The organism is Kitasatospora papulosa, assembly GCF_000717245.1.
Taxonomy (GTDB): domain Bacteria; phylum Actinomycetota; class Actinomycetes; order Streptomycetales; family Streptomycetaceae; genus Streptomyces; species Streptomyces papulosus.
Map to the genome: position 1 here is coordinate 452,516 of NZ_JNYQ01000002.1, position 25,415 is coordinate 477,930.

General features: G+C 70.0%; 19 protein-coding genes and 1 tRNA gene. 13 read left to right on the forward strand and 7 right to left on the reverse strand.

Annotated features, from left to right (window positions below; all coding sequences use genetic code 11):
• The first annotated feature begins 77 nt into the window (after window positions 1-77).
• The gene (thiC, locus tag IA22_RS0107520; protein ID WP_014155180.1) at window positions 78-1,907 is read left to right on the forward strand and encodes a phosphomethylpyrimidine synthase ThiC; all 1,830 of its coding nucleotides are present in this window, start codon (window positions 78-80) and stop codon (window positions 1,905-1,907) included.
• Window positions 1,908-1,971: 64 nt separating this feature from the next.
• Here thiC and IA22_RS0107525 read toward each other — a convergent pair whose 3' ends face one another.
• From IA22_RS0107525 to IA22_RS0107535, 3 genes are all read right to left on the reverse strand, one after another.
• The gene (locus tag IA22_RS0107525; protein ID WP_030123082.1) at window positions 1,972-2,796 is read right to left on the reverse strand and encodes a hypothetical protein; all 825 of its coding nucleotides are present in this window, start codon (window positions 2,794-2,796) and stop codon (window positions 1,972-1,974) included.
• A gap of 184 nt (window positions 2,797-2,980) precedes the next feature.
• Window positions 2,981-4,039, reverse strand: a complete 1,059-nt coding sequence (locus tag IA22_RS0107530) for a metallophosphoesterase (RefSeq protein WP_030123083.1) — start codon at window positions 4,037-4,039, stop codon at window positions 2,981-2,983.
• A gap of 174 nt (window positions 4,040-4,213) precedes the next feature.
• Window positions 4,214-5,326 (reverse strand): LacI family DNA-binding transcriptional regulator, encoded by a 1,113-nt coding sequence (locus IA22_RS0107535; protein ID WP_078468330.1) that lies wholly within the window; start codon window positions 5,324-5,326, stop codon window positions 4,214-4,216.
• Window positions 5,327-5,741: 415 nt separating this feature from the next.
• Here IA22_RS0107535 and hisC point away from each other — a divergent pair, with 415 nt between their 5' ends.
• The 5 genes from hisC (at window position 5,742) to IA22_RS0107565 (ending at window position 15,042) form a co-directional block, all read left to right on the forward strand.
• Window positions 5,742-6,821 carry a histidinol-phosphate transaminase gene (hisC, locus tag IA22_RS0107545; protein ID WP_014155176.1) on the forward strand — a complete coding sequence of 360 codons (1,080 nt, stop codon included), beginning with the start codon at window positions 5,742-5,744 and terminating at the stop codon, window positions 6,819-6,821.
• 300 nt (window positions 6,822-7,121) lie between these two features.
• On the forward strand, window positions 7,122-8,630 hold the full coding sequence (locus tag IA22_RS0107550; protein WP_014155175.1) for a cytochrome ubiquinol oxidase subunit I: 1,509 nt from the start codon (window positions 7,122-7,124) through the stop codon (window positions 8,628-8,630).
• A gap of 19 nt (window positions 8,631-8,649) precedes the next feature.
• Entirely contained in the window at window positions 8,650-9,651 is a 1,002-nt protein-coding gene (gene cydB, locus IA22_RS0107555) for a cytochrome d ubiquinol oxidase subunit II (protein WP_014155174.1), read from the forward strand.
• Between the two features lie 44 nt (window positions 9,652-9,695).
• Entirely contained in the window at window positions 9,696-13,274 is a 3,579-nt protein-coding gene (cydD, locus tag IA22_RS0107560) for a thiol reductant ABC exporter subunit CydD (protein WP_030123085.1), read from the forward strand.
• Window positions 13,275-13,335: 61 nt separating this feature from the next.
• Window positions 13,336-15,042 (forward strand): sensor histidine kinase, encoded by a 1,707-nt coding sequence (locus IA22_RS0107565; protein WP_030123086.1) that lies wholly within the window; start codon window positions 13,336-13,338, stop codon window positions 15,040-15,042.
• Window positions 15,043-15,095: 53 nt separating this feature from the next.
• On the opposite strand, the gene IA22_RS0107570 is transcribed toward IA22_RS0107565, so the two are convergent.
• Both IA22_RS0107570 and IA22_RS0107575 read right to left on the reverse strand, forming a co-directional pair.
• Window positions 15,096-15,938: a Cof-type HAD-IIB family hydrolase gene (locus tag IA22_RS0107570; protein ID WP_030123087.1), complete on the reverse strand. Its 843-nt coding sequence runs from the start codon at window positions 15,936-15,938 to the stop codon at window positions 15,096-15,098.
• Between the two features lie 178 nt (window positions 15,939-16,116).
• Complete coding sequence (locus IA22_RS0107575) at window positions 16,117-17,028, reverse strand: LLM class flavin-dependent oxidoreductase (RefSeq protein ID WP_030123088.1); 912 nt, start codon at window positions 17,026-17,028, stop codon at window positions 16,117-16,119.
• Window positions 17,029-17,225: 197 nt separating this feature from the next.
• Between IA22_RS0107575 and IA22_RS0107580 the strand changes: the two genes are divergently transcribed.
• Window positions 17,226-17,516: a hypothetical protein gene (locus IA22_RS0107580; RefSeq protein ID WP_015577944.1), complete on the forward strand. Its 291-nt coding sequence runs from the start codon at window positions 17,226-17,228 to the stop codon at window positions 17,514-17,516.
• Window positions 17,517-17,529: 13 nt separating this feature from the next.
• Here the strand turns inward: IA22_RS0107580 and IA22_RS0107585 are convergent, their stop codons facing one another.
• Together IA22_RS0107585 and IA22_RS0107590 are read right to left on the reverse strand one after the other, a co-directional pair.
• Entirely contained in the window at window positions 17,530-18,072 is a 543-nt protein-coding gene (locus IA22_RS0107585) for an RNA 2'-phosphotransferase (protein WP_030123089.1), read from the reverse strand.
• A gap of 382 nt (window positions 18,073-18,454) precedes the next feature.
• Complete coding sequence (locus IA22_RS0107590; RefSeq protein WP_030123090.1) at window positions 18,455-20,239, reverse strand: SDR family oxidoreductase; 1,785 nt, start codon at window positions 20,237-20,239, stop codon at window positions 18,455-18,457.
• A gap of 244 nt (window positions 20,240-20,483) precedes the next feature.
• On the opposite strand from IA22_RS0107590, the gene IA22_RS0107595 reads away from it, so the two are divergent.
• From IA22_RS0107595 to IA22_RS0107620, 6 genes are all read left to right on the forward strand, one after another.
• Complete coding sequence (locus IA22_RS0107595; protein WP_234318855.1) at window positions 20,484-21,503, forward strand: ABC transporter ATP-binding protein; 1,020 nt, start codon at window positions 20,484-20,486, stop codon at window positions 21,501-21,503.
• A complete protein-coding gene (locus IA22_RS0107600; protein WP_014155165.1) occupies window positions 21,493-22,401 on the forward strand; it encodes an ABC transporter permease in 909 nt (302 codons plus the stop codon). The genes IA22_RS0107595 and IA22_RS0107600 overlap by 11 nt, the downstream gene beginning before the upstream one ends.
• A complete protein-coding gene (locus IA22_RS0107605) occupies window positions 22,398-23,309 on the forward strand; it encodes an ABC transporter ATP-binding protein (RefSeq protein WP_014155164.1) in 912 nt (303 codons plus the stop codon). Before IA22_RS0107600 ends, IA22_RS0107605 begins: the two co-directional genes overlap by 4 nt.
• Window positions 23,310-23,339: 30 nt before the next feature.
• Complete coding sequence (locus IA22_RS0107610) at window positions 23,340-24,059, forward strand: ABC transporter permease (protein WP_030123092.1); 720 nt, start codon at window positions 23,340-23,342, stop codon at window positions 24,057-24,059.
• Window positions 24,060-24,338: 279 nt separating this feature from the next.
• Window positions 24,339-25,031, forward strand: coding sequence for a hypothetical protein (locus tag IA22_RS0107615; RefSeq protein WP_030123093.1), 693 nt, complete (start codon window positions 24,339-24,341; stop codon window positions 25,029-25,031).
• A gap of 253 nt (window positions 25,032-25,284) precedes the next feature.
• Window positions 25,285-25,369 (forward strand) — tRNA-Ser (locus IA22_RS0107620).
• The last annotated feature ends 46 nt before the right edge of the window (window positions 25,370-25,415 follow it).

Genomic DNA, 25,415 nt, shown 5'->3' on the forward strand with positions numbered 1-25,415 from the left:
CCGTATATCCATACGGGACACGCTGCGTCGACCGCCGAACCTGTTACCGGGTAATGCCGGCGTAGGGAGTAGGTCTCATGACCACAGCGGACGCACGCACGCCTGCCTCGATGCGGAATGCGCAGATACCGACGGACGACGTGGACCCGGCGGTCAGCGCCGGCACGGAGAACGACGAGGCCGGGAAGTCCATCGGCTGGCACAAGGGTTACGTCCAGGGCTCACGCCCGGACCTCCGGGTGCCGGTCCGTCAGGTGCACCTCACCAACGGCAACGACGTGACGCTGTACGACACGTCCGGGCCGTACACCGACCCCGCCGTCGACACCGATGTGCGCCGGGGCCTCGCCCCGCTACGGGAGAACTGGATCATCGCCCGCGGAGACACCGAGGAGTACGCGGGCCGGCCCGCCCGGCCCGAGGACGACGGGCTGAAGCACACCTCACCGCGCGGAGGGCTGCGGAACCTCGACGCGGTCTTCCCGGGCCGGCAGCGGCAGCCACGCCGCAGTCGCGACGGCCGGCCGGTCACCCAACTCGCGTACGCCCGCCGGGGCGAGATCACCCCGGAGATGGAGTACGTCGCGATCAGGGAGAACGTCGGACCCGAGGTCGTGCGCGAGGAGATCGCCGCAGGCCGGGCGGTTCTGCCGGCCAACGTCAACCACCCCGAGATCGAGCCGATGATCATCGGCAAGCGATTCCTGGTGAAGGTGAACGCCAACATCGGCAACTCCGCGGTCACCTCCTCCATCGAGGAGGAGGTGGACAAGATGACCTGGGCCACCAAGTGGGGTGCGGACACGGTCATGGACCTGTCCACCGGCCGGAACATCCACACCACCCGCGAGTGGGTCCTGCGCAACTCCCCCGTGCCGATCGGCACCGTCCCCCTCTACCAGGCGCTCGAGAAGGTCGACGGCCGGGCCGAGGAACTGACGTGGGAGATCTACAAGGACACGGTCGTCGAGCAGGCGGAGCAGGGCGTCGACTACATGACGGTGCACGCCGGCGTCCGGCTGCCGTACGTCCCGCTGACGGCACGCCGCAAGACCGGGATCGTCTCGCGCGGCGGGTCCATCATGGCGGCCTGGTGCCTGGCGCATCACAAGGAGTCGTTCCTCTACGAGCACTTCGAGGAGCTGTGCGAGATCCTCGCGGCCTACGACGTGACCTACTCGCTCGGCGACGGCCTGCGTCCCGGTTCGATCGCCGACGCGAACGACGAGGCGCAGTTCGCGGAACTCCGTACGCTCGGTGAGCTCAACACCGTCGCCAAGCGGTTCGGTGTGCAGACGATGATCGAGGGCCCGGGCCACGTCCCGATGCACAAGATCAAGGAGAACATCGACCTGCAGCAGGAGATCTGCGAGGAGGCGCCGTTCTACACGCTGGGGCCGCTCACCACCGATGTGGCCCCCGCGTACGACCACATCACCTCCGGCATCGGCGCGGCGATGATCGCCTGGTGGGGAACGGCGATGCTCTGCTACGTCACGCCCAAGGAGCACCTGGGGCTGCCGAACCGTGACGACGTGAAGACCGGCGTCATCACGTACAAGATCGCCGCACACGCGGCGGACCTGGCCAAGGGGCACCCCGGGGCGCAGGAGTGGGACGACGCGCTGTCGGACGCCAGGTTCGAGTTCCGCTGGGAGGACCAGTTCAACCTGGCCCTCGACCCCGACACCGCGCGGGAGTTCCACGACGAGACGCTGCCGGCCGAGCCGGCGAAGACGGCGCACTTCTGCTCGATGTGCGGGCCCAAGTTCTGCTCGATGAAGATCTCTCACGACATCCGGCGGGAGCACGGGGCCGAGCAGGCCGAGATCGAGGCGGGGATGGCCGAGAAGTCCAGGGAGTTCGCGGCGGCGGGCAACCGGGTCTATCTGCCGCTCGCGGACTGACACCAGGGTCTCCTGGTACGGGGCCTGTCCGGCCGGGTCACCCTGGCCGGACCGGCCCGGCGGGTCACTCCGGCCGGTGCTCGGGGCCGCCGAAGTCCGGGCTGGTGAAGTCGGGGCTGGTGAAGGTGGGGCGGGGGCCGGCCGAGGGGCCGTCCCCCGGCCCGGAGAAGTCCGGTCTGCTGTAACCGATCTTCGGTATGCGGTTGGCCGAGCGGTGCGGCGTCCGTGAGGCGTGGCCGGCGGTCGGGTCGGCCAGCGCGTCCCGGAGGAAGGGCAGGATGCCGCGCTCCAGCAGGGCGTGCCGCCAGGCCTCCCGGGCGCGCGCCACGTCCTCCGGCAGTTCCTCCTCCTCGTCCACGGCCGGCAGCGCGTTGGCGCCGTTGCGCAGGGCGGTGACGAGGAGCCCGACAGCGGCGACGAGGATGGCGGCGGCGGCGACGGCGGCGAAGAACCATCCGGCGGCGACCATCGTCCCGGCGAAGGCCGGGGCGGGGTCCAGCGCCTTCAGGGGGTACCCGATCAGCAGGAATATCAAGGCGGCCGTGGCCGCGAGGAGGGGAGCGAGCACGGCGATGACCGCGAGCGTACCGGCGCCCTCGGGAGCGGCCTCGTCCAAGGCCGGTTCGAGGACGGAGGAGCGGGCCTCGGGGTCCTCCGGTCCGCGCAACTCGCCGCGGACCTTCACGTAGTGCTCGTACTCGGTGGCGGCGGCCGCGGTGATCAGGGGCGTGGCGTCGAGCACCATCGTCCGCAGCTGTTCCGTGTTGAGACGGTCGCCCACCCCGTCCAGATCGGGCCGTTCGTGAGCATGACGCAGTGCGTCGGCAAGGATCCGCTCGTACTCCGGGCGGTCCTCGGCCAGCAGGTGCGGAGCGCTTTTCATGTGCATCCCCCGATGCTCCGTAGGGCCTGTCCGGCCGTGCGGCGGCCGGATGATCAGGCGGAAACGGAGGAGAGCCTGCTACTGATACGCCGATGGTAGAGCGCCTACGGCACAGGGTGACAGGGGGTTTCCGGAAATAGGCCCGACGCGCCGACCGCTCCGGGACGTGACGGCCCTTCCCCGACGGCCCTCAGTCATGCAGCGGGAGTTGGACGACCAGCAGCTTTCCGGCCATGGTCACTCCGCCGTCCATCGCGATGGCGAGTCCTTCCGCGTAGACGTGCGGACCGTCCACCACGGGCCGTGCGACGTCCTCGCCCTCCTCCGACCCGACCTCCCCGAGCAGGTACGGAATGGGGCTGTGACCGTGGACGACGCGCTGCCCGCCGTAGGTCGCCATCAGTTCGCGGACGGCCTCGGCGCCGCCCTCGTCGCGGAAGGCGAAGCGCTTGGTGAGCTTACGGAAGAGGTCCCAGCACTCGTCGGCGTCGTTGCGCGTGAGAATGGCGTGCACCGTGTCGTTGACGTCCTCGATGGTGTTTCCGTAGTCGAGGTAGGCCGTCGTGTCGGAGTGCATGAGCAGATGCCCGTCCTCCTCGACGACCGCGTCGAGCCGGGCCATCCACTGCAGGTGGACGTCCTGGAGCCGCTCCATGTCCGTCTTCTGGCCGCCGTTGAGCAGCCAGGCTGCCTGGAACGTCGCGGTACCGGCCCCGGAGTTCACCGGGGTGTCGGCGAACCTCTTCGCACCGAGCAGGAGCAGTTCGTGGTTGCCCATGAGCGCTTTGCAGTACCCGCCGGCCGCCGCGGCCTCCGCGGAGAGCCGCATGACGAGGTCGATGACGCCGATGCCGTCGGGGCCCCGGTCGGTGAAGTCGCCGAGAAACCAGAGCCTGGCGTTGCCGGCCGCCCACCGGCCGTCGGCGTCCACGAGACCCTGCTCGGCCAGGGCGGCCAGCAGCTCCTCCAGGTAGCCGTGGACGTCACCGACGACGAACAGCGGACCGCGGCCCGTTTCGCCGGCCGGCCGGGCGTCCGGAACGGCCTGCACCTGGACGGTGTCGCCGCGGTTGATCACGGGCAGATCGCGCTCGGTGGGGGTGTACCCCTCCGGCGGCTCGTCGCCCACCGCGACGTCGCCGGGGTGCGGCAGGGCCGCTCCCATCGGTACCTGCGCGTACGGCGGTACGCGGAAGTCGCGCAACGTCGCTGTCCGCACCACGGGTTCCTGACCGGCCCCCTGAGTCATCGACCCCTCCACCACCGTCGCGCCTCCGTACACCTGACGGTCCCTGCCTGGCAGAGGTGGTCCGCGGTGTCGTGCGCCCATCATAGGAATGCGGATCGTTCTGTGTGACGCACCAGGGGTGGTGAATCCGTGCGCACACCTGGTTCATCGGCCGTTTGGTCCGGATTAATACGATCAGTCCCCGGCGGGAGATCGCGGAGCGCTGACCGTGGTGCGCGGCGGCCGCCGTTGCGAGGACGTGCGGATGATGAGCTCCGTCGGTATCACCTGCTCCACAGGGCCGTCGTGTTCGACCCCTTCGATGGCGTCGATGAGGAGCTGGACGACCGCTGTGCCGATCCTGCGGGGCTTCAGCGAGAGCGTGGTGATGGGGGGTTCGGTCGACGCGTACACGGTGGACTCGCTGCAGCAGACGAGCAGGAGGTCCTCAGGGACCCGCAGGCCGTAGCGGCGGGCCGCGGCGAGCAGATCCGTGCCGTTGGGGTCGAAGAGCCCGTAGACGGCGTCAGGGCGGTCCGGGCGGGCCAGCAGGCGATCGGCGGCCACGGCTCCGGCGCAGGGGTCGTGTGCCGGGTAGGACTCGTAGACGGGGTCCTGGCCGACCCGCTCGCACCAGTGGAGGTAGGCGGTGGTGGAGAGCCGGGTGTACGTGTCGGTGGTCGTACCGGTCAGCAGGCCGATGCGGCGGGCTCCCGCTGCCGCGAGATGGTCCAGCAGGTCGAGTACGGCTGCCCGGTGATCGTTGTCGACCCAGGCGGTGACCGGCAGGGTGCCCGCCGGGCGTCCGTCGGAGACGACGGGCAGGCCCTGGCGCACGAGTTCGGTGACGACCGGGTCCTGGTCGGAGGGGTCGATGACGACCGTGCCGTCGAGTGCCACGTTCGACCAGACGTCGTGGCGTGACGTGGCGGGAAGGATCACGAGGGCGTAGCCGCGGGCGAGCGCCGCCGAGGTGGCGGCTCTCGCCATCTCCGCGAAGTACGCGAACTCGGTGAAGGTGAAAGGTTCATCCCCGTACGTGGTCACGGTCAGGCCGATGAGCCCCGACTTGCCGGTGCGGAGTGTCCGGGCCGCCGCGGACGGGCGGTAGCCCAGCCGCTCGGCGACCTCGCGGACATGCCGGCGGGTGGCGTCCGGGAGCCTGCCCTTGCCGTTGAGCGCGTCGGAAACGGTCGTGATGGAGACTCCGGCCGCCGCGGCCACATCCCGGATCCCCGCCCGTGCCTGTCGGCCGCTGCGCCGGGGCGTCTCTGTCCGGCTCACCTGGTGCTTCCCTGCTGCTGTCATGGCGAGCCGATAGTAGGGGGCCGATGCCGGGTTGGGCCGGTCGCATATGCGCATGTCGACAGGCACGTTTCTGCATGATCATAAACGTTTAAATGCCTTGTAAATCAAGGGCGTTGATGGGAGCGAGATTAATGTGTCATGCATCGACGCGCATGTACCTGCTGAACGGCCCATGTCTCGAAGAGGTCTCAACTCACCTGTTCGAGGGATGCGCGCCACGGAGTGCGCGACCGGCGCACGGGATGACGGGCGACGCTCCCCCTCCCCGCTGCCCTCGGACGCCCGCCGCGGCGGTGCGTGGCCGGTGCTCCCGTCCGGAGGGGCCGATTTCCGGATCCTGGGCCGTTCGCACAGGTGCCCAATCCTCATATGGTGAGCAGTATTGATGTGTACGGATGGTCGAGGAGGACCTGCGGTGAGCGAGACGAGCCCCAAGCTGCGTGCCGAGCTGGACGGCGTCCCTGCGTACGTGCCGGGCAAGCCGGCTTCCACGGACGGACCGGTGGCCTTCAAGCTGTCCTCCAACGAGAACCCGTATCCCCCGTTGCCCGGTGTCATGGAGTCCGTGCTCTCCGCGGCCGCCGCCTTCAACAGGTACCCGGACATGGCCTGTACCGGTCTGATGAACGAGCTGGCCGACCGGTTCGGCGTGCCGGTCTCCCATCTGGCCACCGGCACGGGCTCGGTCGGTGTCGCCCAGCAGCTGCTCCAGGCCACGTCGGGCCCGGGGGACGAGGTCATCTACGCCTGGCGTTCGTTCGAGGCGTACCCGATCATCACGCAGATCAGCGGCGCGACCTCGGTGAAAGTGCCGCTGACCAGCGGTGAGGTGCACGATCTCGACGCCATGGCCGGTGCGGTGACCGACAGGACGCGGATGATCTTCGTCTGCAACCCGAACAATCCGACCGGCACGGTGGTGCGCCGGGCGGAGCTGGAGCGGTTCCTGGACCGTGTCCCGGACGACGTCCTGGTCGTGCTCGACGAGGCGTACAAGGAGTTCATCCGCGACGCCGACGTGCCGGACGGTATCGAGATCTACCGGGACCGCCCCAATGTCGCGGTGCTCCGGACCTTCTCCAAGGCGTACGGCCTGGCGGGTCTGCGGGTCGGTTTCGCGGTGGCGCACGAGCCCGTGGCGGCGGCACTGCGCAAGACGGCCGTCCCCTTCGGGGTCAGCCAGGTCGCCCAGGACGCCGCCGTGGCGTCCCTGCGCGCCGAGGACGAGCTGCTGGGGCGGGTCGGATCGCTGGTCGGTGAGCGTTCCCGGGTGTTCGACGGGCTCGTGCGGCAGGGCTGGACCGTCCCGGAGTCGCAGGCCAACTTCGTCTGGCTGAGGCTCGGGGACCGGACGCTCGACTTCGCCGGGGTCTGCGAGCGCGCCGGTGTGGTCGTGCGGCCTTTCGCCGGTGAGGGCGTGCGGGTCACGATCGGGGAGGCCGAGGCCAACGACGTGTTCCTGAAGGTCGCGGAGTCCTTCCGGCAGGAGCTGTAGCCGCGCGGCCGTACCCGCGGCCCCTCCCGGTGGCCCCGCACCTCGATCGCCGAGGTGCGGGGCCACCGCTGTTCCCGCTGCCTTCCGCCCGCCGGATCCGTCCGGAGGGGGTGTCCGGTTTCGACTGGCTCGGCCCGGTCGGCCGGAAACCACCCCCCACCCGATGGCTTCGAAAACACGTGCGCCATAATTGCTTGTGAATGTGAACGCGTTCACAAGCGAGCCCCGTTTCCTCCCGTGATCGGGTGGTTCGACCGGGCGTCCCGCGGCTGTGATCACGGCGACGTAAGGAGAAGAGTCGTGGACCTGGCTCTGGCACCAGAGACCCTGGCGCGATGGCAGTTCGGCATCACCACCGTCTACCACTTCCTGTTCGTCCCCCTGACGATCTCTCTCGCCGCGCTCACCGCCGGCCTGCAGACCGCCTGGGTGCGCACGGACAACGAGAAGTACCTCAGGGCGACCAAGTTCTGGGGCAAGCTCTTTCTGATCAACATCGCCATGGGCGTGGTCACGGGCATCGTCCAGGAGTTCCAGTTCGGCATGAACTGGTCCGACTACTCCCGGTTCGTCGGTGACGTCTTCGGCGCACCGCTCGCCTTCGAGGCGTTGATCGCCTTCTTCTTCGAGTCCACCTTCATCGGGCTGTGGATCTTCGGCTGGGACAAGCTGCCGAAGAAGATCCATCTCGCCTGCATATGGATGGTGTCCATCGGCACGATCCTCTCGACCTTCTTCATCCTGGCCGCCAACTCCTGGATGCAGCATCCGGTCGGCTACCGGATCAACGAGGAACGCGGCCGTGCCGAGCTCACCGACTTCTGGAAGGTGCTCACCCAGGACACCGCGCTCACCCAGTTCTTCCACACCATCACGGCGGCCTTCCTCGTCGGCGGCGCCTTCATGGTCGGCATCTCCGCCTTCCACCTGGCCCGCAAGAAGCACATCCGGGTGATGCGCACCTCACTGCGGGTCGGGCTGGTCACGGTGGTGGCGGCGGGGATGCTCACCGCGGTCAGCGGAGACACCCTCGGCAAGGTGATGTTCAAGCAGCAGCCGATGAAGATGGCCGCGGCGGAGGCGCTGTGGGAGGGCGAGGACGGTGCCCCCTTCTCGCTCTTCGCGGTCGGGGACGTCGCCGAGGGGCACAACGACGTGGAGGTCTCCATACCCGGAGTGCTCTCGTTCCTCGCGGACAACACCTTCACCTCGTACGTTCCCGGCATCAACGACATCAACAAGGAGCTGCAGGAGACCTACGGGCCCGGTGACTACCGCCCCAACATCCCGGTCGCCTTCTGGAGCTTCCGCTGGATGATCGGCTTCGGCATGGCGTCGTTCGGGCTCGGTCTGCTCGGGCTGTGGCTGACGCGGCGGAAGTTCCTGCTGCCGGCCGCGCTGCGCACGGGCGAGGACGAGGTGCCGAAGCTGGTGCTGTTCAGGAACAAGGCGCTGAGCCCGAAGCTCGCCAAGCTGTACTGGATCACCGCCCTGTGGACCATGCTCTTCCCCCTGATCGCCAATTCCTGGGGCTGGATCTTCACCGAGATGGGGCGGCAGCCCTGGGTGGTGTACGGGGTGTTCCAGACCCGGGACGCCGTCTCCCCGGGAGTCTCGCAAGGGGAGATCCTCACCTCCATGATCGGCTTCACCGCGCTCTACGCGGTGCTCGCCGTCATCGAGGTCAAGCTCCTCCTGAAGTACGTCAAGGCGGGTCCGCCGGAGCTCACCGAAGCCGACCTCAACCCGCCCACCCGGATCGGCGGTCACGACGAGGACGCCGACCGGCCGATGGCCTTCTCCTACTGAGATCAAGCGGAGCTGAGAGATGGAACTCCACGACGTCTGGTTCGTGCTCATCGCCGTCCTGTGGACCGGCTACTTCTTCCTGGAGGGATTCGACTTCGGAATCGGGGTCCTCACCAAGCTGCTGGCCCGGGACCGCAAGGAGCGCCGAGTCCTGATCAACACGATCGGGCCGGTCTGGGACGGGAACGAGGTGTGGCTGCTCAGCGCGGGCGGCGCGACCTTCGCGGCGTTCCCCGAGTGGTACGCCACGCTGTTCTCCGGCTTCTACCTGCCCCTGCTGGTCATTCTGCTCTGCCTGATCGTGCGCGGGGTGGCGTTCGAGTACCGGGCGAAGCGGCCCGAGGAGCGCTGGCAGGCCAACTGGGAGCACGCGATCTTCTGGACCTCGCTGATCCCGGCCTTCCTCTGGGGTGTGGCCTTCGGAAACATCGTCCGCGGCGTGAAGATCGACGCCGACATGGAGTACGTCGGCAACCTCTGGGACCTGCTCAACCCGTACGCCATCCTGGGCGGGCTGGTGACGCTGTCGCTCTTCACCTTCCACGGGGCGGTGTTCGCCGGGCTCAAGACCGTCGGCGACATCAGGTCGCGGGCCCGAGGACTGGCCGTGAAGCTGGGCCTGGCCACCGCGGTGCTCGCGCTGGGCTTCCTCGTGTGGACCCAGGCGGAGAACGGCAACGTCCGGAGCCTGGTCGCGATGATCATCGCTGTGGTGTCGCTGGTCCTGGCCATCGGCGCCGTTTCGGCGGGCCGCGAGGGCTGGTCCTTCGCGTTCTCCGGAGTGACCATCGCCGCAGCCGTCGCGATGCTCTTCCTGACGCTCTTCCCGAACGTCATGCCGTCCTCGCTCGACGACGCCTGGAGCCTGACCGTCTCCAACGCATCGTCCAGCCCGTACACCCTCAAGATCATGACCTGGTGCGCGGGCATCGCCACTCCGGTGGTGCTGCTGTACCAGGGGTGGACGTACTGGGTGTTCCGGAAGCGCATCGGCACGCACCACATCGCCGACGCGCACTGAACCGGCCGAGTCAATGACATGAGCTCACTGGGGAGCTGTTTCACGTGAAACCGATCGACCCGCGTCTCCTCCGGTACGCCCGGGCCACCCGGTTCTTCCTGGCGGCCGTGGTGGCCCTGGGGCTGGTCGGAGCCGCTCTGGTCATCGCCCAGGCGATGCTCGTCGCCGAAGTGGTGGTGGGCGGGTTCGAGGACGGGCTGTCCGTCGCCGGACTCCGCACGCCGCTGCTCCTGCTCGCCGCTGTCGCGCTGGGAAGGGCGGGCGTGGCCTGGCTGACCGAACTGGCCGCGTACAGGGCGAGTGCCGCGGTCAAGTCCGAGCTGCGTGGCCGGCTCATGGAGCGGGCCTCCGACCTGGGCCCGGACTGGCTGGGAGGACAGCGCACCGGGTCGCTCATCGCGCTCGCCACACGAGGTGTCGACGCTCTCGACGACTACTTCTCCCGCTATCTCCCGCAGTTGGGCCTCGCGGTCGTCGTCCCGGTGGCCGTGCTGGCCCGGATCGTCACCGAGGACTGGGTCTCCGCGGCGATCATCGTGGTGACTCTGCCACTCATTCCGCTCTTCATGATCCTGATCGGATGGGCGACCCAGTCCCGGATGGACCGCCAGTGGAAGCTGCTGTCACGGCTCTCCGGACACTTCCTCGACGTGGTGGCCGGGCTCCCCACCCTGAAGGTCTTCGGCCGGGCGAAGGCGCAGGCCGAGTCGATCCGTAGCATCACCTCGCAGTACCGCCGGGCCACGCTGAAGACCCTCCGGATCGCCTTCCTGTCCTCCTTCGCGCTGGAGCTGCTGGCTACTCTCTCCGTCGCGCTGGTCGCGGTGACGATCGGAATGCGGCTGGTCCACGGGGAGCTCGACCTGTACACGGGGCTGGTCGTTCTCATCCTGGCCCCGGAGGCCTACCTCCCGATCCGCCAGGTAGGTGCCCAGTACCACGCGGCAGCGGAAGGGCTCTCCGCCGCGGAGGAGATCTTCGCGGTGCTGGAGACCGAGCCCGTGGCCGGTGGCTCCCAGGACGTGCCGCAGCAACTGCGGTTGGAACTGGACGGCGTGACGGTCCGGCACCGGGGCCGGACCGAGCCCTCGCTGGATGCCGCATCCCTCGTGGTCGAACCCGGGGAAACCGTCGCCCTGACGGGTCCCAGCGGGGTCGGTAAGTCCACGCTGCTCAGCGTGGTGCTGGGTTTCACGGTCCCGGACCAGGGGCGGGTGCGGGTCGGTGGAACCGAACTGTCCGCTCTCTCCCAGGAACGCTGGCGCGGGCAGATCGCGTGGGTGCCTCAGCGGCCGCACCTCTTCGCCGGAACGATCGCCGAGAACGTACGACTGGCCCGCCCGGAGGCGGACGACGCGGCGGTCATGTCCGCGCTCCGGGAGGCAGGGGCGTACGACTTCGTGGCCGCGCTGCCGGACGGCGCCGACACACCGCTCGGCGAGGACGGAGCAGGTCTCTCCGCGGGCCAGCGGCAGCGGCTCGCGCTCGCGAGGGCCTTCCTCGCCGACCGGCCTCTGCTGCTGCTGGACGAGCCGACCGCGAGTCTGGACGGCGAGACTGAGGCGGGCATCGTCGACGCGGTACGGAGGCTGGCCGAGGGCCGCACCGTGCTGCTGGTCGTCCACCGGCCGGCACTCCTCTCGGTCGCGGACCGGGTCGTGGCCCTCGAACCGGGCCCGGACGGGCTGCCGGCGGGGAAGGCGCCGGTCGGTACGACGGCTTCGGGTGTCCCGGACTCCCCGGACACCGCCTTCGCGGTCCGGGACGGCGACGCGCGACGGAACACGGGGGAGCCGGCCGTGGGCGAGGAGGTCCGTTCGCTGCTCCAGGACACCGCTCCCCGGGCCGGTGGCCGTGTGCTCGCCCGGGTCAGGGAGGCCGCCGGTTCCCAGCACGGGAAACTGGGCCTGGCCCTTCTGCTGGGCAGCCTCGCCGTGGGGTCGTCCGTCGGCCTCATGGCTGTCTCCGGATGGCTGATCTCGCGTGCCTCCGAGCAGCCCCCGGTGCTGTACCTGATGGTCGCGGTGACCGCGACCCGGGCCTTCGGCATGGGTAGGGCCGTCTTCCGCTACGCGGAGCGGCTGGTGTCCCACGACGCCGTGCTCAGGATGCTCGCCGAGCTCCGGGTGGCGGTGTACCGCGGCCTGGAGCGTGTCGCGCCCGCCGGTCTCCGGGCCACGCGACGTGGCGACCTGCTGTCCCGGCTGGTCTCCGACGTGGACGCCCTGCAGGACTACTGGCTTCGGTGGCTGCTGCCCGCCGGCACCGCGCTGGCCGTCGGGACCGGGGCGGTGGCCTTCACCGGCTGGATGCTGCCGGAGGCGGGCCTGGTTCTGGCCGCCGGACTGCTCCTCGCCGGCGTGGGTGTGCCGTGGCTCAGCGGGGTCTGCGCCCGTCGCGCCGAGCGCCAACTGGCGCCCGCCCGGTCCGCGCTGGCCGTCCGGGTCGCCGACCTTCTCGGCGGGACGGCCGAACTCACCGTCGCGGGCGCGCTGCCCGCCCGCAGGGAGCAGGTGCGCACGGCCGACGGCCTGCTCACCCGGATCGCGTCGCGAGCGGCGACCGCGACCGCGCTGGGCGGCGGGCTCTCGGCCCTCATCTGTGGGCTCACCGTGGTGGGCGCGGCGGTCTTCGCGCTGCCGGCGGTGTCGGACGGACGCCTGGCGGGTGTGGAACTCGCCGTGGTCGTCCTCACACCCCTCGCGGCTTTCGAGGCGGTGACGGGACTGCCGCTCGCGGTGCAGTACCGGCAGCGGGTCGAGCGGAGCGCGGAGCGGGTCTTCGAGGTGCTGGACGCCCCCGTGCAGGTCGAGGAACCGGCCACGCCGGCCGACGTGCCCGCTTCCCCCTTCCCGCTCGACGTACGCGGGCTGTCCGCCCGGTACGAGGGTGCGGAGCGGGACGCGCTGCACGCGCTCGATCTGACACTGGGCCCCGGCAAGCGGGTCGCCGTCGTGGGCCCGTCGGGTTCCGGGAAGACCACACTCGCCCAGGTCCTGCTCCGCTTCCTGGACGCCCGGGAGGGGACGTACCGTCTCGGCGGCACGGAGGCCTCCGCGCTGGACGGCGACACGGTCCGGACCTTCGTCGGACTGTGCGCCCAGGACGCGCACGTCTTCGACAGCTCCATCCGTGAGAATCTGCGGCTCGCCCGGCCCGGTGCGACCGATGACCGGCTGCGGGACGCCCTCGCCGCGGCCAGGCTGCTGGACTGGACGCTGTCCCTGCCCGACGGTCTGGACACACTGGTGGGCGAACACGGGGCCCGGCTGTCCGGCGGTCAGCGACAGCGGCTGGCACTGGCCCGCGCGCTCCTGGCCGACTTCCCCGTGCTCGTGCTCGACGAGCCCGCGGAGCACCTCGACCTGGAGACGGCCGACGCGCTGACCGCCGACCTGCTGGCCGCGACCGAGGGACGTACGACCGTGCTGATCACCCATAGGCTGGCCGGGCTCGACGCGGTGGACGAGGTTCTGGTGCTGGACGGGGGCCGGCTGGTGCAGCAGGGGCCGTACGACGCCCTGGCCGCGCAGGACGGTCCGTTCCGCCGGATGCTCCGACGAGAGCAGGAACCGATGCCCGCCGCGGCGGGACGGAGGCAGGCGGTGTCCGTACGGGGCTGAGGGACAGCCGGTCCCGGGATTCCGACTTTCCGTACCATCGGGGGCTTATTACGCTCGGGTCATGCCCGAGCCCGACCCGAAGGACTCGTCCGGATCCGCGCGGCAGACCGTCGGAGGTCCGCGAGGGCTCTCCGCGGAGCTGACCGCACGACTGCCGCGGCTGCTGGAGGCAACGAGGTCCGTGGGTACGGGCCTCGAGCTCCACGCCGCCCTCGCATGCATCTGTGAGGCCGCCGCCGAACTCGCCCACGCCCGTTACGCGGCCATCGGTGTCGTCGAGACGCCCGGTGAGGACCTCTGCGACTTCATCACCCACGGGGTGTCGGAGGAGGCCGCCCGGGCGATCGGCCGACCGCCCGACGGGCACACCGGGCTCCTCGGCGCACTGATCCAGGAAGGTGTGCCCATCCGCCTGGAGGATCTGAGGACGGACCCGCGCTTCGCCGGTTTCCCGGCGGGCCACCCGACGATGCGTACCTTCCTCGGGGTCCCGGTCCAGGACCAGGGCCGGACCTTCGGCAATCTCTACGTCGCGGAGAAACAGGGCGGGAACGCGTTCGGCGACGGCGAACTGCACATGCTGCGCGTGCTGGCCACGGAGGCCGGGATCGCCATCGGGCACGCGCGGATGTACGAGGCGGCCCGCAGGCGTGAGCAGTGGATCGACGGTTCGGTGGCCGTCACCACCGCCCTCCTCTCGGGAGGGGACGCCGACGAGGCTCTCGCCGTCGTCGCCGAACAGGCGCGCCGTCTCGCCGACGCCGAGGTCGGCATCGTGCTGCTCCCGGCCGCTCAGGGCGGCCTGGAGATCGTGGCCGTCGCCGGGGACACACCGTCCGCCTCCCTCGGCGTGATCATCCCGCCGCAGAGCCCCGTGGTCGCCGCGCTGCTGCGAGGCGAGGAGGTGTTCCTGGACGACTCGGCGACCGACCCCCGGCTGATCACCAGGCTGGCCGATCAGTACGGCCCGCACATGCTGCTCCCCTTGCGCAGCGGAGGCCGGGTGCTCGGAGCCCTGTCCATCCCGCGGATCCGGGGCGGCCGGCCGTTCACCCGGGCCGAGCGGACGCTGGCCACCCATTTCGCCGCGCAGGCCGCACTCGCCCTGAAACTGGCCGAGGCCCAGCGGGACCGTGAGCGGCTCGCCGTCTACGAGGACCGCGACCGGATCGCCCGGGACCTGCACGACCTCGTCATCCAGCGTCTGTTCGCCACCGGAATCATGCTGGAGGGCGCTCAGCGGCGCTCTACGGTCCCCGCGGTGCAGGCCGGCATCGGACGGGCCGTCGACGAGCTGGACGTGACCATCCAGGAGATCCGGACCGCCATCTTCGCGTTGCAGCAGGAGCCTGCGGAGGCTCCGTCGGGGCTGCGGACCAGGGTGCTGCGGGAGATCAACATGGCCGCGGTCCCCCTGGGTTTCATGCCCGCGCACCGGTTTCTGGGGCCGGTCGACTCGCTCGTGGGGGAGCTCGCCGGCAAGAACCTCGTCGCGGCGCTGCGCGAGGCGCTGTCCAACGTGTTCCGTCACGCGAGGGCGTCGAGGGCCGAGGTGACGGTGGACGCGACCGCGGTGCTGCCGGACGGGCGGGACGCGGTACGGCTGACGGTGGCCGACGACGGGGTCGGGATCCAGGAAGGCGGACGGCGAAGTGGGTTGCGCAACCTCGCGCGGCGGGCGGAGTCCCTCGGCGGCGCGAGCTGGTTCGGGCCGGGAGCCGGGGAGGGCAGCGGCGGCACGACGGTGACCTGGGAGGTGCCGCTCTGACACACGGCGGCCGATGCCCGGGACGGCACCGGCGGGCCGCCCCGCGGGTGATCTCAGCGCGCGGCGAGGATCCGCTCGATCACGACCGCGACACCGTCCTCGTCGTTCGTGAGGGTCACCCCGGACGCCGCGGCCACGGCGGCCGGATGGGCGTTGCCCATGGCGAACGACGCACCGGCCCAGCTCAGCATCTCGACGTCGTTGGGCATGTCTCCGAACGCCACCACCTCGTCCGGTGAGATTCCGCGCTCCGCGCAGCAGGCGGCGAGCGTGGCGGCCTTGGAGACTCCGGGGCCGCTGATCTCCAGCAGCGCGGTGGGGCTGGACCGGGTGAAGGACGCACGGTCCCCCGCGAGGTCACGGGCCAGCGAGAGGAAGGCGTCCGGAGCGAGTTCGGGGTGGTGGGCGAGGACCTTCAGGACCGGCGTCCCGGTGCCCGGAACCTCCTCGTGGAGCAGCTTCTCCGCGACGGCGACCGTGGCACCCGGGTCCATGTGGAACGGCGGGTAGGCCGGTTCGTAATGGATGCCGGTGGCCAGCTCGACGGCGAAGGAGACTCCGGGAGCCGCCTCGCGCAGGGTGTCGACCACGGCCAGGGCGACAGCGCGGTCCAGCGGATACGCCCGGAGGAGCGTGCCGTCGTGGAGATCGGCGACCGCTGCCCCGTTCGCGCAGATCGCCATGCCGTGACGCTGCACATGGGGGCTGACGACGTCCATCCAGCGGGCCGGCCTGCCGGTGACGAAGAAGACCTCGATTCCCGCCTCTTCCGCGGCGGCCAGTGCGGCCGTCGTGCGGTCCGACAGGGTCTTGTCGTCGCGTAGGAGGGTGCCGTCCAGATCGGTGGCGATCAGCCGGGTCACGGCAGGCAGAGGCGAGTCGATAGCTGAGGTCACCCGGCCATTCTCCCGTACGGAGTCGCACGGGCGTGCAGAGGGGCGCACATCTGAGTGGGTGAGCCCATGAGCTGCGGTACCTGACTCCGGCATATGCCGAAGGCTGGTACGGGCGGACGTACCCGGTCGGAGGCTGTGACGGCGTCCCCGCCCCACGCGGAGGCGGGGACGCGCGCGGTCAGCCGAACTGGGCCAGGGCCTCGGTGGCGATCCGCTCGAACAGGGGGGTGTCCAGCTCGAACACGGAGTCCGGCACCGGCCAGTGGACGACGATCTCGGTGAAGCCGAGCTCGAAGTGCGTTCCCGCGAAGTCCACGAAGGCGTCGAACGACTCCAGGGGGCTGCCGGGTGTGAACCCGGTGAGCAGGACCTTGTCCAGTTCGGAGACGTCGCGACCGGCTTCCTCGCAGGCCGCGCCCAGCCGTGCGATCTGACCGCGGACGGCTTCCACGGACTGGTCGGGCGTCCCGGACTCGAACAGTTTCGGGTCACCCGTCGTCACCCAGGCCTGCCCGTACCGCGCCGCCAGCCGCATCCCGCGCGGGCCGGTCGCGGCGACCCCGAAGGGCAGCCGGGGACGCTGCACGCAGCCGGGGATGTTCCGGGCCTCGTTCGCGCTGTAGAACCGCCCTTCCTGCGTGACGGTCGGCTCCCGGAGCAGCTGGTCGAGCAGCGGGACGAACTCCTCGAAGTGGTCGGCACGTTCACGGGGGGTCCACGGCTCCTCGGCGCTCCCCCGCAGTGTGGTGGCGTCGAAGCCGTTCCCGCCGGCTCCGATCCCGAGGGTGACCCGGCCGTCGGACACGTCGTCCAGGGTGATGAGTTCCTTCGCGAGCGTCACCGGGTGCCGGAAGTTGGGCGAGGTCACGAGCGTGCCCAGACGCAGCCTCTCGGTGGCCGAGGCGGCGGCCGTCAGGGTCGGTACGGCTCCGAACCAGGGGCCGTCGCGGAACGTCCGCCACGCCAGGTGGTCGTAGGTGTAGGCCGCGTGGAACCCCAGCTCCTCGGCGCGTACCCACAGCGGTCGGCCGCCCTGGTTCCAGCGGTGGATGGGCAGGATCACGGTGCTCAGTCGACGGGAGGAGGTCATGGTCACGACTCTACGGCGGTCCACCGGGGCCTTTGTCGGCCACCGGGCGCCGGGGTGCGGGGGAGGAACGCCTCCGCGGACGGGCGGCAGTGGTTGCCGGAGGCGGGAGCCGGGACGACGCTGGAAGGGAGCCCGGTCGGCTCCGTCCCTACGTGCGCACGGCGCCGGGCTCGGTACGCCGGAAGGAATGACTCGTCATGAGGATGCTGCTCACCGCACAGATGGACACCGAGACGGCGAACCGGTCGGTGGCCGAGGGAACCATGGCCAAGGTGATCGAGGAGGTCGTCGACCAGCTCGACCCCGAAGCGGCCTACTTCACCGTCCAGAACGGCCGGCGCACCTGCCTCATGGTGTTCGACATGCAGGACTCGGCCCAGATGCCACCGACCCTGGAGCCGCTGTTCCACGCGAAGTCCACGATCGCTCTGCAGCCCGTCATGAACCTCGACGACCTGCGCGAGGGACTCGGCGGTATGAAGCACTGATCCGCCGCACGCGTCATTCCCGCAGACGCAGGTAGAGCGGCGGCACGTGGTCGGTGAGCCAGACCCCGTTGGCGGTGACGTGGAAGGAGTGGCCGGCCCGGTGCATGGCTCCCGAGTCCACCGGGAGGACGACGGGGGCTCCGCGCCGGGCTCCGACACGGACCGCGGTCCCACGGTCGGGGGAGAGATGGACATGGTGCCGGTTCATGGGCCGGAGCCCTTCGGTGCGGATGGTCTCCAGCGCCTCCGCCACGGTCCCGTGGTAGAGGTACGCGGGCGGTTCCGCCGTCGGCAGGCCGAGATCCACGGTGACGGAGTGGCCCTGGTTGGCCCGGATGCGATCGCCTTCCACGGCGAAGCGCTGCTTGTCGTTGGCCGCCACCACGTGGTCGAGTTCGTCCCGCGTGAGGGCGAAGCCGTGGCGGGCACAGGCCCGCAGCAGTTCCTCGACGGGTACCCAGCCCTGTGCGTCGAGGCTGATTCCGATCCGGCCGGGTTCATGCCGGAGATGCTTCGACAGGTACTTGGACACCTTGACGGTGCGTCTTTCGTCCATCTCGCCAGAGTGCCCGCGCCGCGTCTCCTGGTGCACCTGGATTTCATCCGGGGGAGACGGTCTTTTTGATCCCGTCAGGTTTGATCCACAACCAACTCAACTTATCCACAGGCCGTTTGATGAATCTGTGGACAACCCGCATGGTTTTTGGGGGCGTTGGGCAACTGGCGTACGCAATGACCGACATGGAAGGTATGCACCAGAATGTCCGTGAACAATCAGCCGCAAGTGTCCAGGGGTTGAGCAACTGCCGCCGCAAACAGTGGACATGCCCAAGGTGACTGTGTAGCAGCCGACTTGCTCGGGCGGACGTCGTCGGGTCAGCTACTCAGCACGATCCAGGTGGGGTTGAAGCATGACCGGGACCAACCCCTCCCGCCCGTCACAGTGGTGGCTTCACCCGTGCGACGGCCCGCACCATCCGTGGACTGATCCGCGCCAGCAGCCGAGCGCCGCGGGCCTCCGGTGTCACCGGTACCACGGCCCTGTTGTGCACCACGGCGTCGAGAATCGCGCGGGCCACCTTCTCCGGCGGGTAGTTGCGGAGGGAGTACAGCCGAGTCGTCCGCTTCCGGAGACGCTGTTGCTCGGCCGCGTCGGTGCCGGTGAAGCGCGCCGTCCCGGTGATGCCCGTGGCGACGAACCCCGGGCACACCGCACTGACCCCGATCGACCGCTCGGCCAGTTCCGCGCGCAGGCACTCGCTGAGCATCAGCACCGCCGCCTTGGAGGTGCTGTACGCGGGCAGCGCACGTGACGGCTGATAGGCGGCGGCCGAGGCGATGTTGACGATGTGGCCCCCCTGCCCGCGGTCGGCCATCTGCCTGCCGAAGATTCGGCAGCCGTGGATGACGCCCCACAGATTGACGTCGAGTACGTTCCGCCAGTCCTCGCTCGTCGTGTCGAGGAAGGAACCCGAGAGGCCGATACCCGCGTTGTTCACCAGGACGTCCACGACACCGCATTCGGCGGCGACCCTCTCCGCGAGTTCCTCCATGGCCTGTTCGTCCCCGACGTCGACCGTTTCGGCCCATGCGGCAGGCGCGCCGGCCAGGCGGGCGGTCTCCGCGGTCCGGGCCACGCCCTCGGCGTCCCGGTCCACGGCCACCACGCGGGCCCCGGCCCGTGCGAACGACAGCGCCGTGGCGCGCCCGATCCCCGAAGCGGCTCCCGTCACCAGCACCAACTGGCCCCCGAAACGGTCCGCATGAGCACCACGGGCGGCCGCCGGTGCCGGCGCATCCGTGATCTCGGGATCACCGGGGCCGCCGGCCTCGCAGGCGGCGACGAACTCGCCGATCCAGGACGACAGCTGATCCGGCCTGGTGCGCGGGACCCAGTGCTTCGCGGGCAACGTGCGCCGCACCAACCGGGGCACCCAGGTCTCCAGTTCGTCGTGGAGCGACGGGGAGAGGAAGGCGTCACCGGTCGGAGTGATCAGCTGTACCGGTACGTGCGCGTGGGCGTCCGGGCGCGGTCGGCGCAGCCGGGTCCGGATGTTGTCCCGGTAGAGCCAGGCCCCGTGCGCCGCGTCCTGCGGGAGTGACGCCGTCGGGTATCCGTCCGCGGGCACCTTCTCCATCCGCCGCAGGATGCGCGGCCACTGCCTGCCGAGCGGTCCGCGCCAGGCCATCTCCGGGAGAACGGGCGTGTGCAGCGCGTACACGTACCAGGACTTGGCGCCCTGGCCGAGCAGTTGCCCCACCCGGCGGGGGCTCGGCCGGGAGGTCCGCTGCTGGATCCAGTGCCCGAAGTGGTCGAGGGACGGGCCGGACATCGATGTGAACGAGGCGATGCGGCCCTTGGTCCGTTCCACCGTGGCGAACTCCCAGGACTGGACCGAACCCCAGTCGTGGCCGACCACGTGGACCGGCCGGTCCGGGCTCACGGCGTCCACCACGGCCAGGAAGTCGTCGGTCAGCTTCTCGAGTGTGAAACCACCGCGCAGCGGCTCGGGGGCCGTCGACCTGCCGTGGCCCCGCACGTCGTAGAGGACCACGTGCCAGTGGTCCGCCAGTCGCCGGGCGACCTCGGACCAGACCTCCTTGCTGTCCGGATAGCCGTGCACCAGCACGATCGTCGGCTGCGCGGAGTCACCCAACTCGGCGACACACAGCTCGATCCCACCCGTTCGCACCCAGCGCTCACGCGCGCTTGGCAGATCCACGCCGCCTCCTCGTCCCTGTGCCGGCGTCGCGGTACGCGTCCGTAACGTGACACCGCCGAATGTGGCAACCGCGGGACGGTCGCGTCAAGGGATCATCCGAACCTGCCCCGGTACCGAGCCGGCACACGGAGCACCGCCTCCTTCCTCGTGGGGTCCCCCTACGGGTCCGTACGCCTGGAGTCGGACGCCGATCCAGCCGCCTGGTCTGACGACTCCTGTGGTACGCGCCACTACCGTCGACGACGTGACTGTGATCGCAACCGAAAGCCTGAGCAAGCGGTTCCCGAGGGTGACCGCGCTTGACCGGCTCTCCTTGGACATCGGACCGGGCGTGACCGGCCTGGTGGGTTCCAACGGGGCCGGCAAGTCCACACTGATCAAGATCCTGCTGGGTCTGTCCCCCGCCACCGAAGGCCGGGCCGCGGTGCTCGGGCTCGACGTGGCCACCGAGGGCGCCGCGATCAGGGAGCGGGTCGGGTACATGCCCGAGCACGACTGCCTCCCTCCCGACGTCTCCGCGACCGAGTTCGTCGTCCACATGGCGAGGATGTCCGGGCTGCCGCCCACCGCCGCGCGTGAACGCACCGCGGACACCCTGCGCCACGTCGGTCTGTACGAGGAGCGCTACCGCCCCATCGGCGGTTACTCGACCGGCATGAAGCAGCGTGTGAAGCTGGCCCAGGCCCTGGTCCACGACCCGAAGCTGGTCCTCCTCGACGAGCCGACCAACGGTCTGGACCCCGTGGGCCGCGACGAGATGCTCGGTCTGATCCGCCGCGTCCACACCGATTTCGGCATCTCGGTGCTGGTCACCTCCCACCTCCTGGGGGAGCTGGAGCGGACCTGCGACCACGTCGTCGTCATCGACGGTGGATCACTGCTGCGGTCCAGCTCGACCAGCGACTTCACCTCGGTCACCACGACCCTGGCGGTCGAGGTGACCGACAGCGACGACCATCCGGACGGTACGGACGCCCTGCGCAAGGTCCTCACCGAGGCCGGGATCACGTTCGTCGGCCACGACGGACTCGACGCCGAGGGGCTGCCGGGAGCGGGCCACATCCTCCTGGTCGAGGCGACGGGCGAGGAGACCTACGACCTGGTCCGCGACAGTGTCGCCGGGCTCGGACTGGGCCTCATCCGGATGGAACAGCGTCGCCACCGGATCGCCGAGGTCTTCCGCGCCGGAGAGGCGCACCGTGCGGCCCCGGCCGCCACCGCCGGCGTCGGACAGCAGAAGGGGAGCGGTCACCATGAGCACTGAGACAGGGACCGTGGCCGGGAGCGACTCCTCCCGCATCCACAACATCGGATACCGCTCCTACGACGGGGTCCGGCTGGGCCGTTCCTACGCCCGCCGCTCCCTCTACTCGCAGTCCCTGAGGGGCTCGTTCGGACTGGGGAGGTCCGCGAAGTCCAAGGTGCTGCCGATGCTTCTGTGCGGCGTGATGTGCCTGGTGGCACTGATCCTCGTAGCGGTCGCCATCGCCACGCCCAACATGACGAAGCTCCCGATCAAGTACACGGACTTCGCGATCTACCTGCAGGCCGTGATCGGGCTCTTCATCGCCTCCCAGGCGCCGCAGTCCGTGTCCCGGGACCTGCGTTTCAAGAGCGTGCCGTTGTACTTCTCGCGGCCGATCGAGCGAGCCGACTACGTCGTGGCCAAGTACGCCGCCATGGCGTCGGCCCTGCTCATCCTCACCGGGCTGCCCCTCGTCATCCTCTACGTGGGTTCACTGCTCGCGAAGTTCGACTTCGCCGACCAGACCAAGGGCTTCGGGCAGGGGATGGTCTCGGTGGCACTGCTCTCCGTGCTGTTCGCCGGGCTGGGCCTGGTCGTCGCCGCCCTGACACCCCGCCGGGGCTTCGGGGTCGCCGCGGTGATCGCGGTCATGACCATCACCTACGGCGCGGTCTCCACGGTCCAGGCGATCGCCTGGCAGACCAGCTCGGCCGACGCCATCACCTGGCTGGGCCTGTTCTCCCCGATCACCCTGATCGACGGGGTGCAGACCGCCTTCCTCGGCGCCGCGTCCGCCTTCCCCGGCGGCGAGGGCCCCGGAGCCGCGGCGGGCGTGGTGTATCTGATCGTTGTCCTCGCGCTCGTCGCCGGCTCGTACGCCGTACTGATGCGCCGCTACCGGAGGGTCGGGCTGTGACCACCATCGAGATCGACCACACCTCGCGCTGGTTCGGCAACGTGGTCGCCGTCAACGACGTCAGCATGTCCGTGGGGCCCGGGGTCACGGGGCTGCTCGGCCCCAACGGAGCCGGCAAGTCCACGCTGATCAACATGATGGCCGGCTTCCTCGCGCCGTCCACCGGCAAGGTGACGCTCGACGGCACGCAGATCTGGCGCAACGAGTCGGTCTACAAGGCCATCGGGATCGTGCCCGAGCGTGAGGGCATGTACGACTTCCTGACCGGCCGCGAATTCGTCGTCGCCAACGCGGAGCTGCACGGACTGGGCGACGCGGCAGCGGCGAAGGCGCTGGCCACGGTCGAGATGGAGTACGCGCAGGACCGCAAGATCTCCACGTACAGCAAGGGCATGCGCCAGCGCGTGAAGATGGCGTCCGCCCTGGTGCACGACCCGTCGGTGCTGCTGCTGGACGAGCCGTTCAACGGCATGGACCCGCGTCAGCGGATGCAGCTGATGGACCTGCTGCGTCGGATGGGGGCGGAGGGGCGCACCGTGCTCTTCTCCTCCCACATTCTGGAGGAGGTCGAGCAGCTCGCCTCGCACATCGAGGTGATCGTGGCGGGCCGGCACGCCGCGTCCGGCGACTTCCGCAAGATCCGCCGGCTGATGACGGACCGGCCGCACCGCTACCTCGTACGGTCCAGCGACGACCGGGCGCTGGCGGCGGCGCTCATCGCGGACCCCTCGACCGCGGGGATCGAGGTCGACGTGACGGAGCGGGCCCTGCGTATCCAGGCGGTCGACTTCGGCCGCTTCACCACACTGCTGCCGAAGGTGGCGCGTGAGAACGGCATCCGGCTGCTGACCGTGTCCCCGTCCGACGAGTCCCTCGAATCGGTCTTTTCCTATCTCGTAGCGGCCTGAGTAGTGGCCTGAAAGGAGCTGTGAAGCGTCATGTACGACCCCACAGTCGCCCGGCTCACCTACCGGGCCCTGCTCGGCCGGCGCCGGGCCGCCATCCTGTTCGTCCTGCCGGTCCTGCTGGTGGCCATCGCCGTGGCGGTGCGGGCGTTCGCCGGCGCCGACGACCAGGTGGCCTCCGGCGTGCTGGGCGGCTTCGCCATCGCCACGATGGTCCCGCTCATCGGCGTCATCGCGGGGACCGGCGCCATCGGTCCGGAGATCGACGACGGCTCGATCGTCTATCTGCTGGCCAAGCCGGTGAAGCGGCCCACCATCATCTTCACCAAGCTCATCGTGGCCGTCGGCGTGACCATGCTGTTCTCGGCCCTGCCGACACTGATCGCCGGGCTCGTCCTCAACGGCAACGGCGGGCAGATCGCGGTGGCCTACACGATCGCGGCACTGGTCGCCTCGATCGCGTACAGCGCACTGTTCCTCCTGCTCGGTACGGTCAGCCGGCACGCGGTCGTCTTCGGCCTCGTGTACGCCCTGGTGTGGGAGGCGCTCTTCGGCAGCCTCGTACCGGGCGCGCGGACGCTCAGCGTGCAGCAGTGGTCCCTCTCGGTCGCCGAGAAGGTCGCCGGGGACGGCCTGGTCACCTCGGACGTCGGCCTGCCGCTGGCAACCGTCCTGCTGGCCGGTGTCACGGTCGTCGCCACGTGGTACGCGGGCCAGAAGCTGCGCGCGCTGAAGCTCGCCGGCGAGGAGTGAGGCCCGTCGCCATCGGTGCAACCCCCGCCCCTCGGGCGGGGGTTGTCCCATGTCAGGCGGGACGCGCGGCGTGACGTACCCGGTGCCGGCTCGTTGGCAGGGTGCGTGGAGGCAACTGGAATCCGTGGCGTCGAGCTTTCGTGAATCAGGGGAATGCCGGCATCGGTGAGGCAGCGCCCGCCGACCGGTCATCGAGCAGGTGGCAACCGTGAGCGCCCTCCACCCCGAGGCCCGGGGACAGGGCGGCCCTTGTCGTTCCCGCGCACGAAAGGCACACCTATGCCCACCGAAGTCGCCCTGCTCGAATCCCCGGCACTCCGGGTCGAGCAGATGGGGCGCGTCGAAGCTCTCGACAAGGTCAAGAGCCTTGTCATGCTCCCCGACGGAATTCACCTCCGCACAGAGAACGTGGCCCGTTACTTCGAAGTATCCACAGCCGCGGTCAGGCGGCTGACCGACCGGCACCAGCCGGAGCTGACCGACAACGGAATGAAGGTGCTGAGAGGTGCTGACCTGCGCACCTTCCATAGCGACATGCTGTCGCTATGGAAGGGGGAGGGGCCTGGAAGTTATCCACAGGCAAGCACGCAGCTGCGGCTGTACACCCGCCGGACCGTCCTCAATGTCGCCATGCTTCTTCGCGACAGCGACATCGCACGCAGCGTCCGGACCCATCTCCTCGACGCCGAGGAGGACCTCCGGGCGTTGTACGTCTCCCTCGAACGTCGGGTCACCCGGATCGAGGGCTGCCTCCTCGGAGTGGGAAGCGCGCTCCAGGAGCTCGGCCCCGTGCTGGGGCGGATGTCGCAACGGCTGGACTCGCTCGACCGGAAGCTCGACGTCACCCATCAGGTCGTCGGTGCGATCAGCCTCCGGCTCACCGACGTCTCGCAGGACGTCGTCCGGCTCGACACGCGGATGGACGACCTCTCCCGCCGGCTGCGGGCTCCGGGCCGCCGCACGGACGGCTGAGGACTCGCCCGGGGCCACCCCGAGGAAAAGGGGTGGTCCCGGGCGACGGCCTCGGGCACAGTGAAGGGACGGCGCCCGCGGCGGCGCCCGTGAGGACCGGGAGAGGAGCGCGGCGATGACCAGGAGGACGAGTCCGTCGAGTTCCCCGCAGGGTGGTCCGCGGCCGACGCCCAGGTAGCTTCTTCAGCTGCCCGGCGGCGCCGCCGCGACAGTACCCCCGGGTGGCCTTCAGCGCATCGCGCGGCCACCTCCCGGAGGATTGGCCGAGTGGTAAGGCAGCGGCTTGCTAAGCCGTCGTCGGGGTTTCCCCCGCGCGCGTTCGATCCGCGCATCCTCCGCACACAGCGAGCCGGCGCCCCGGTGGCCGGTACCCGAGACGCCCCG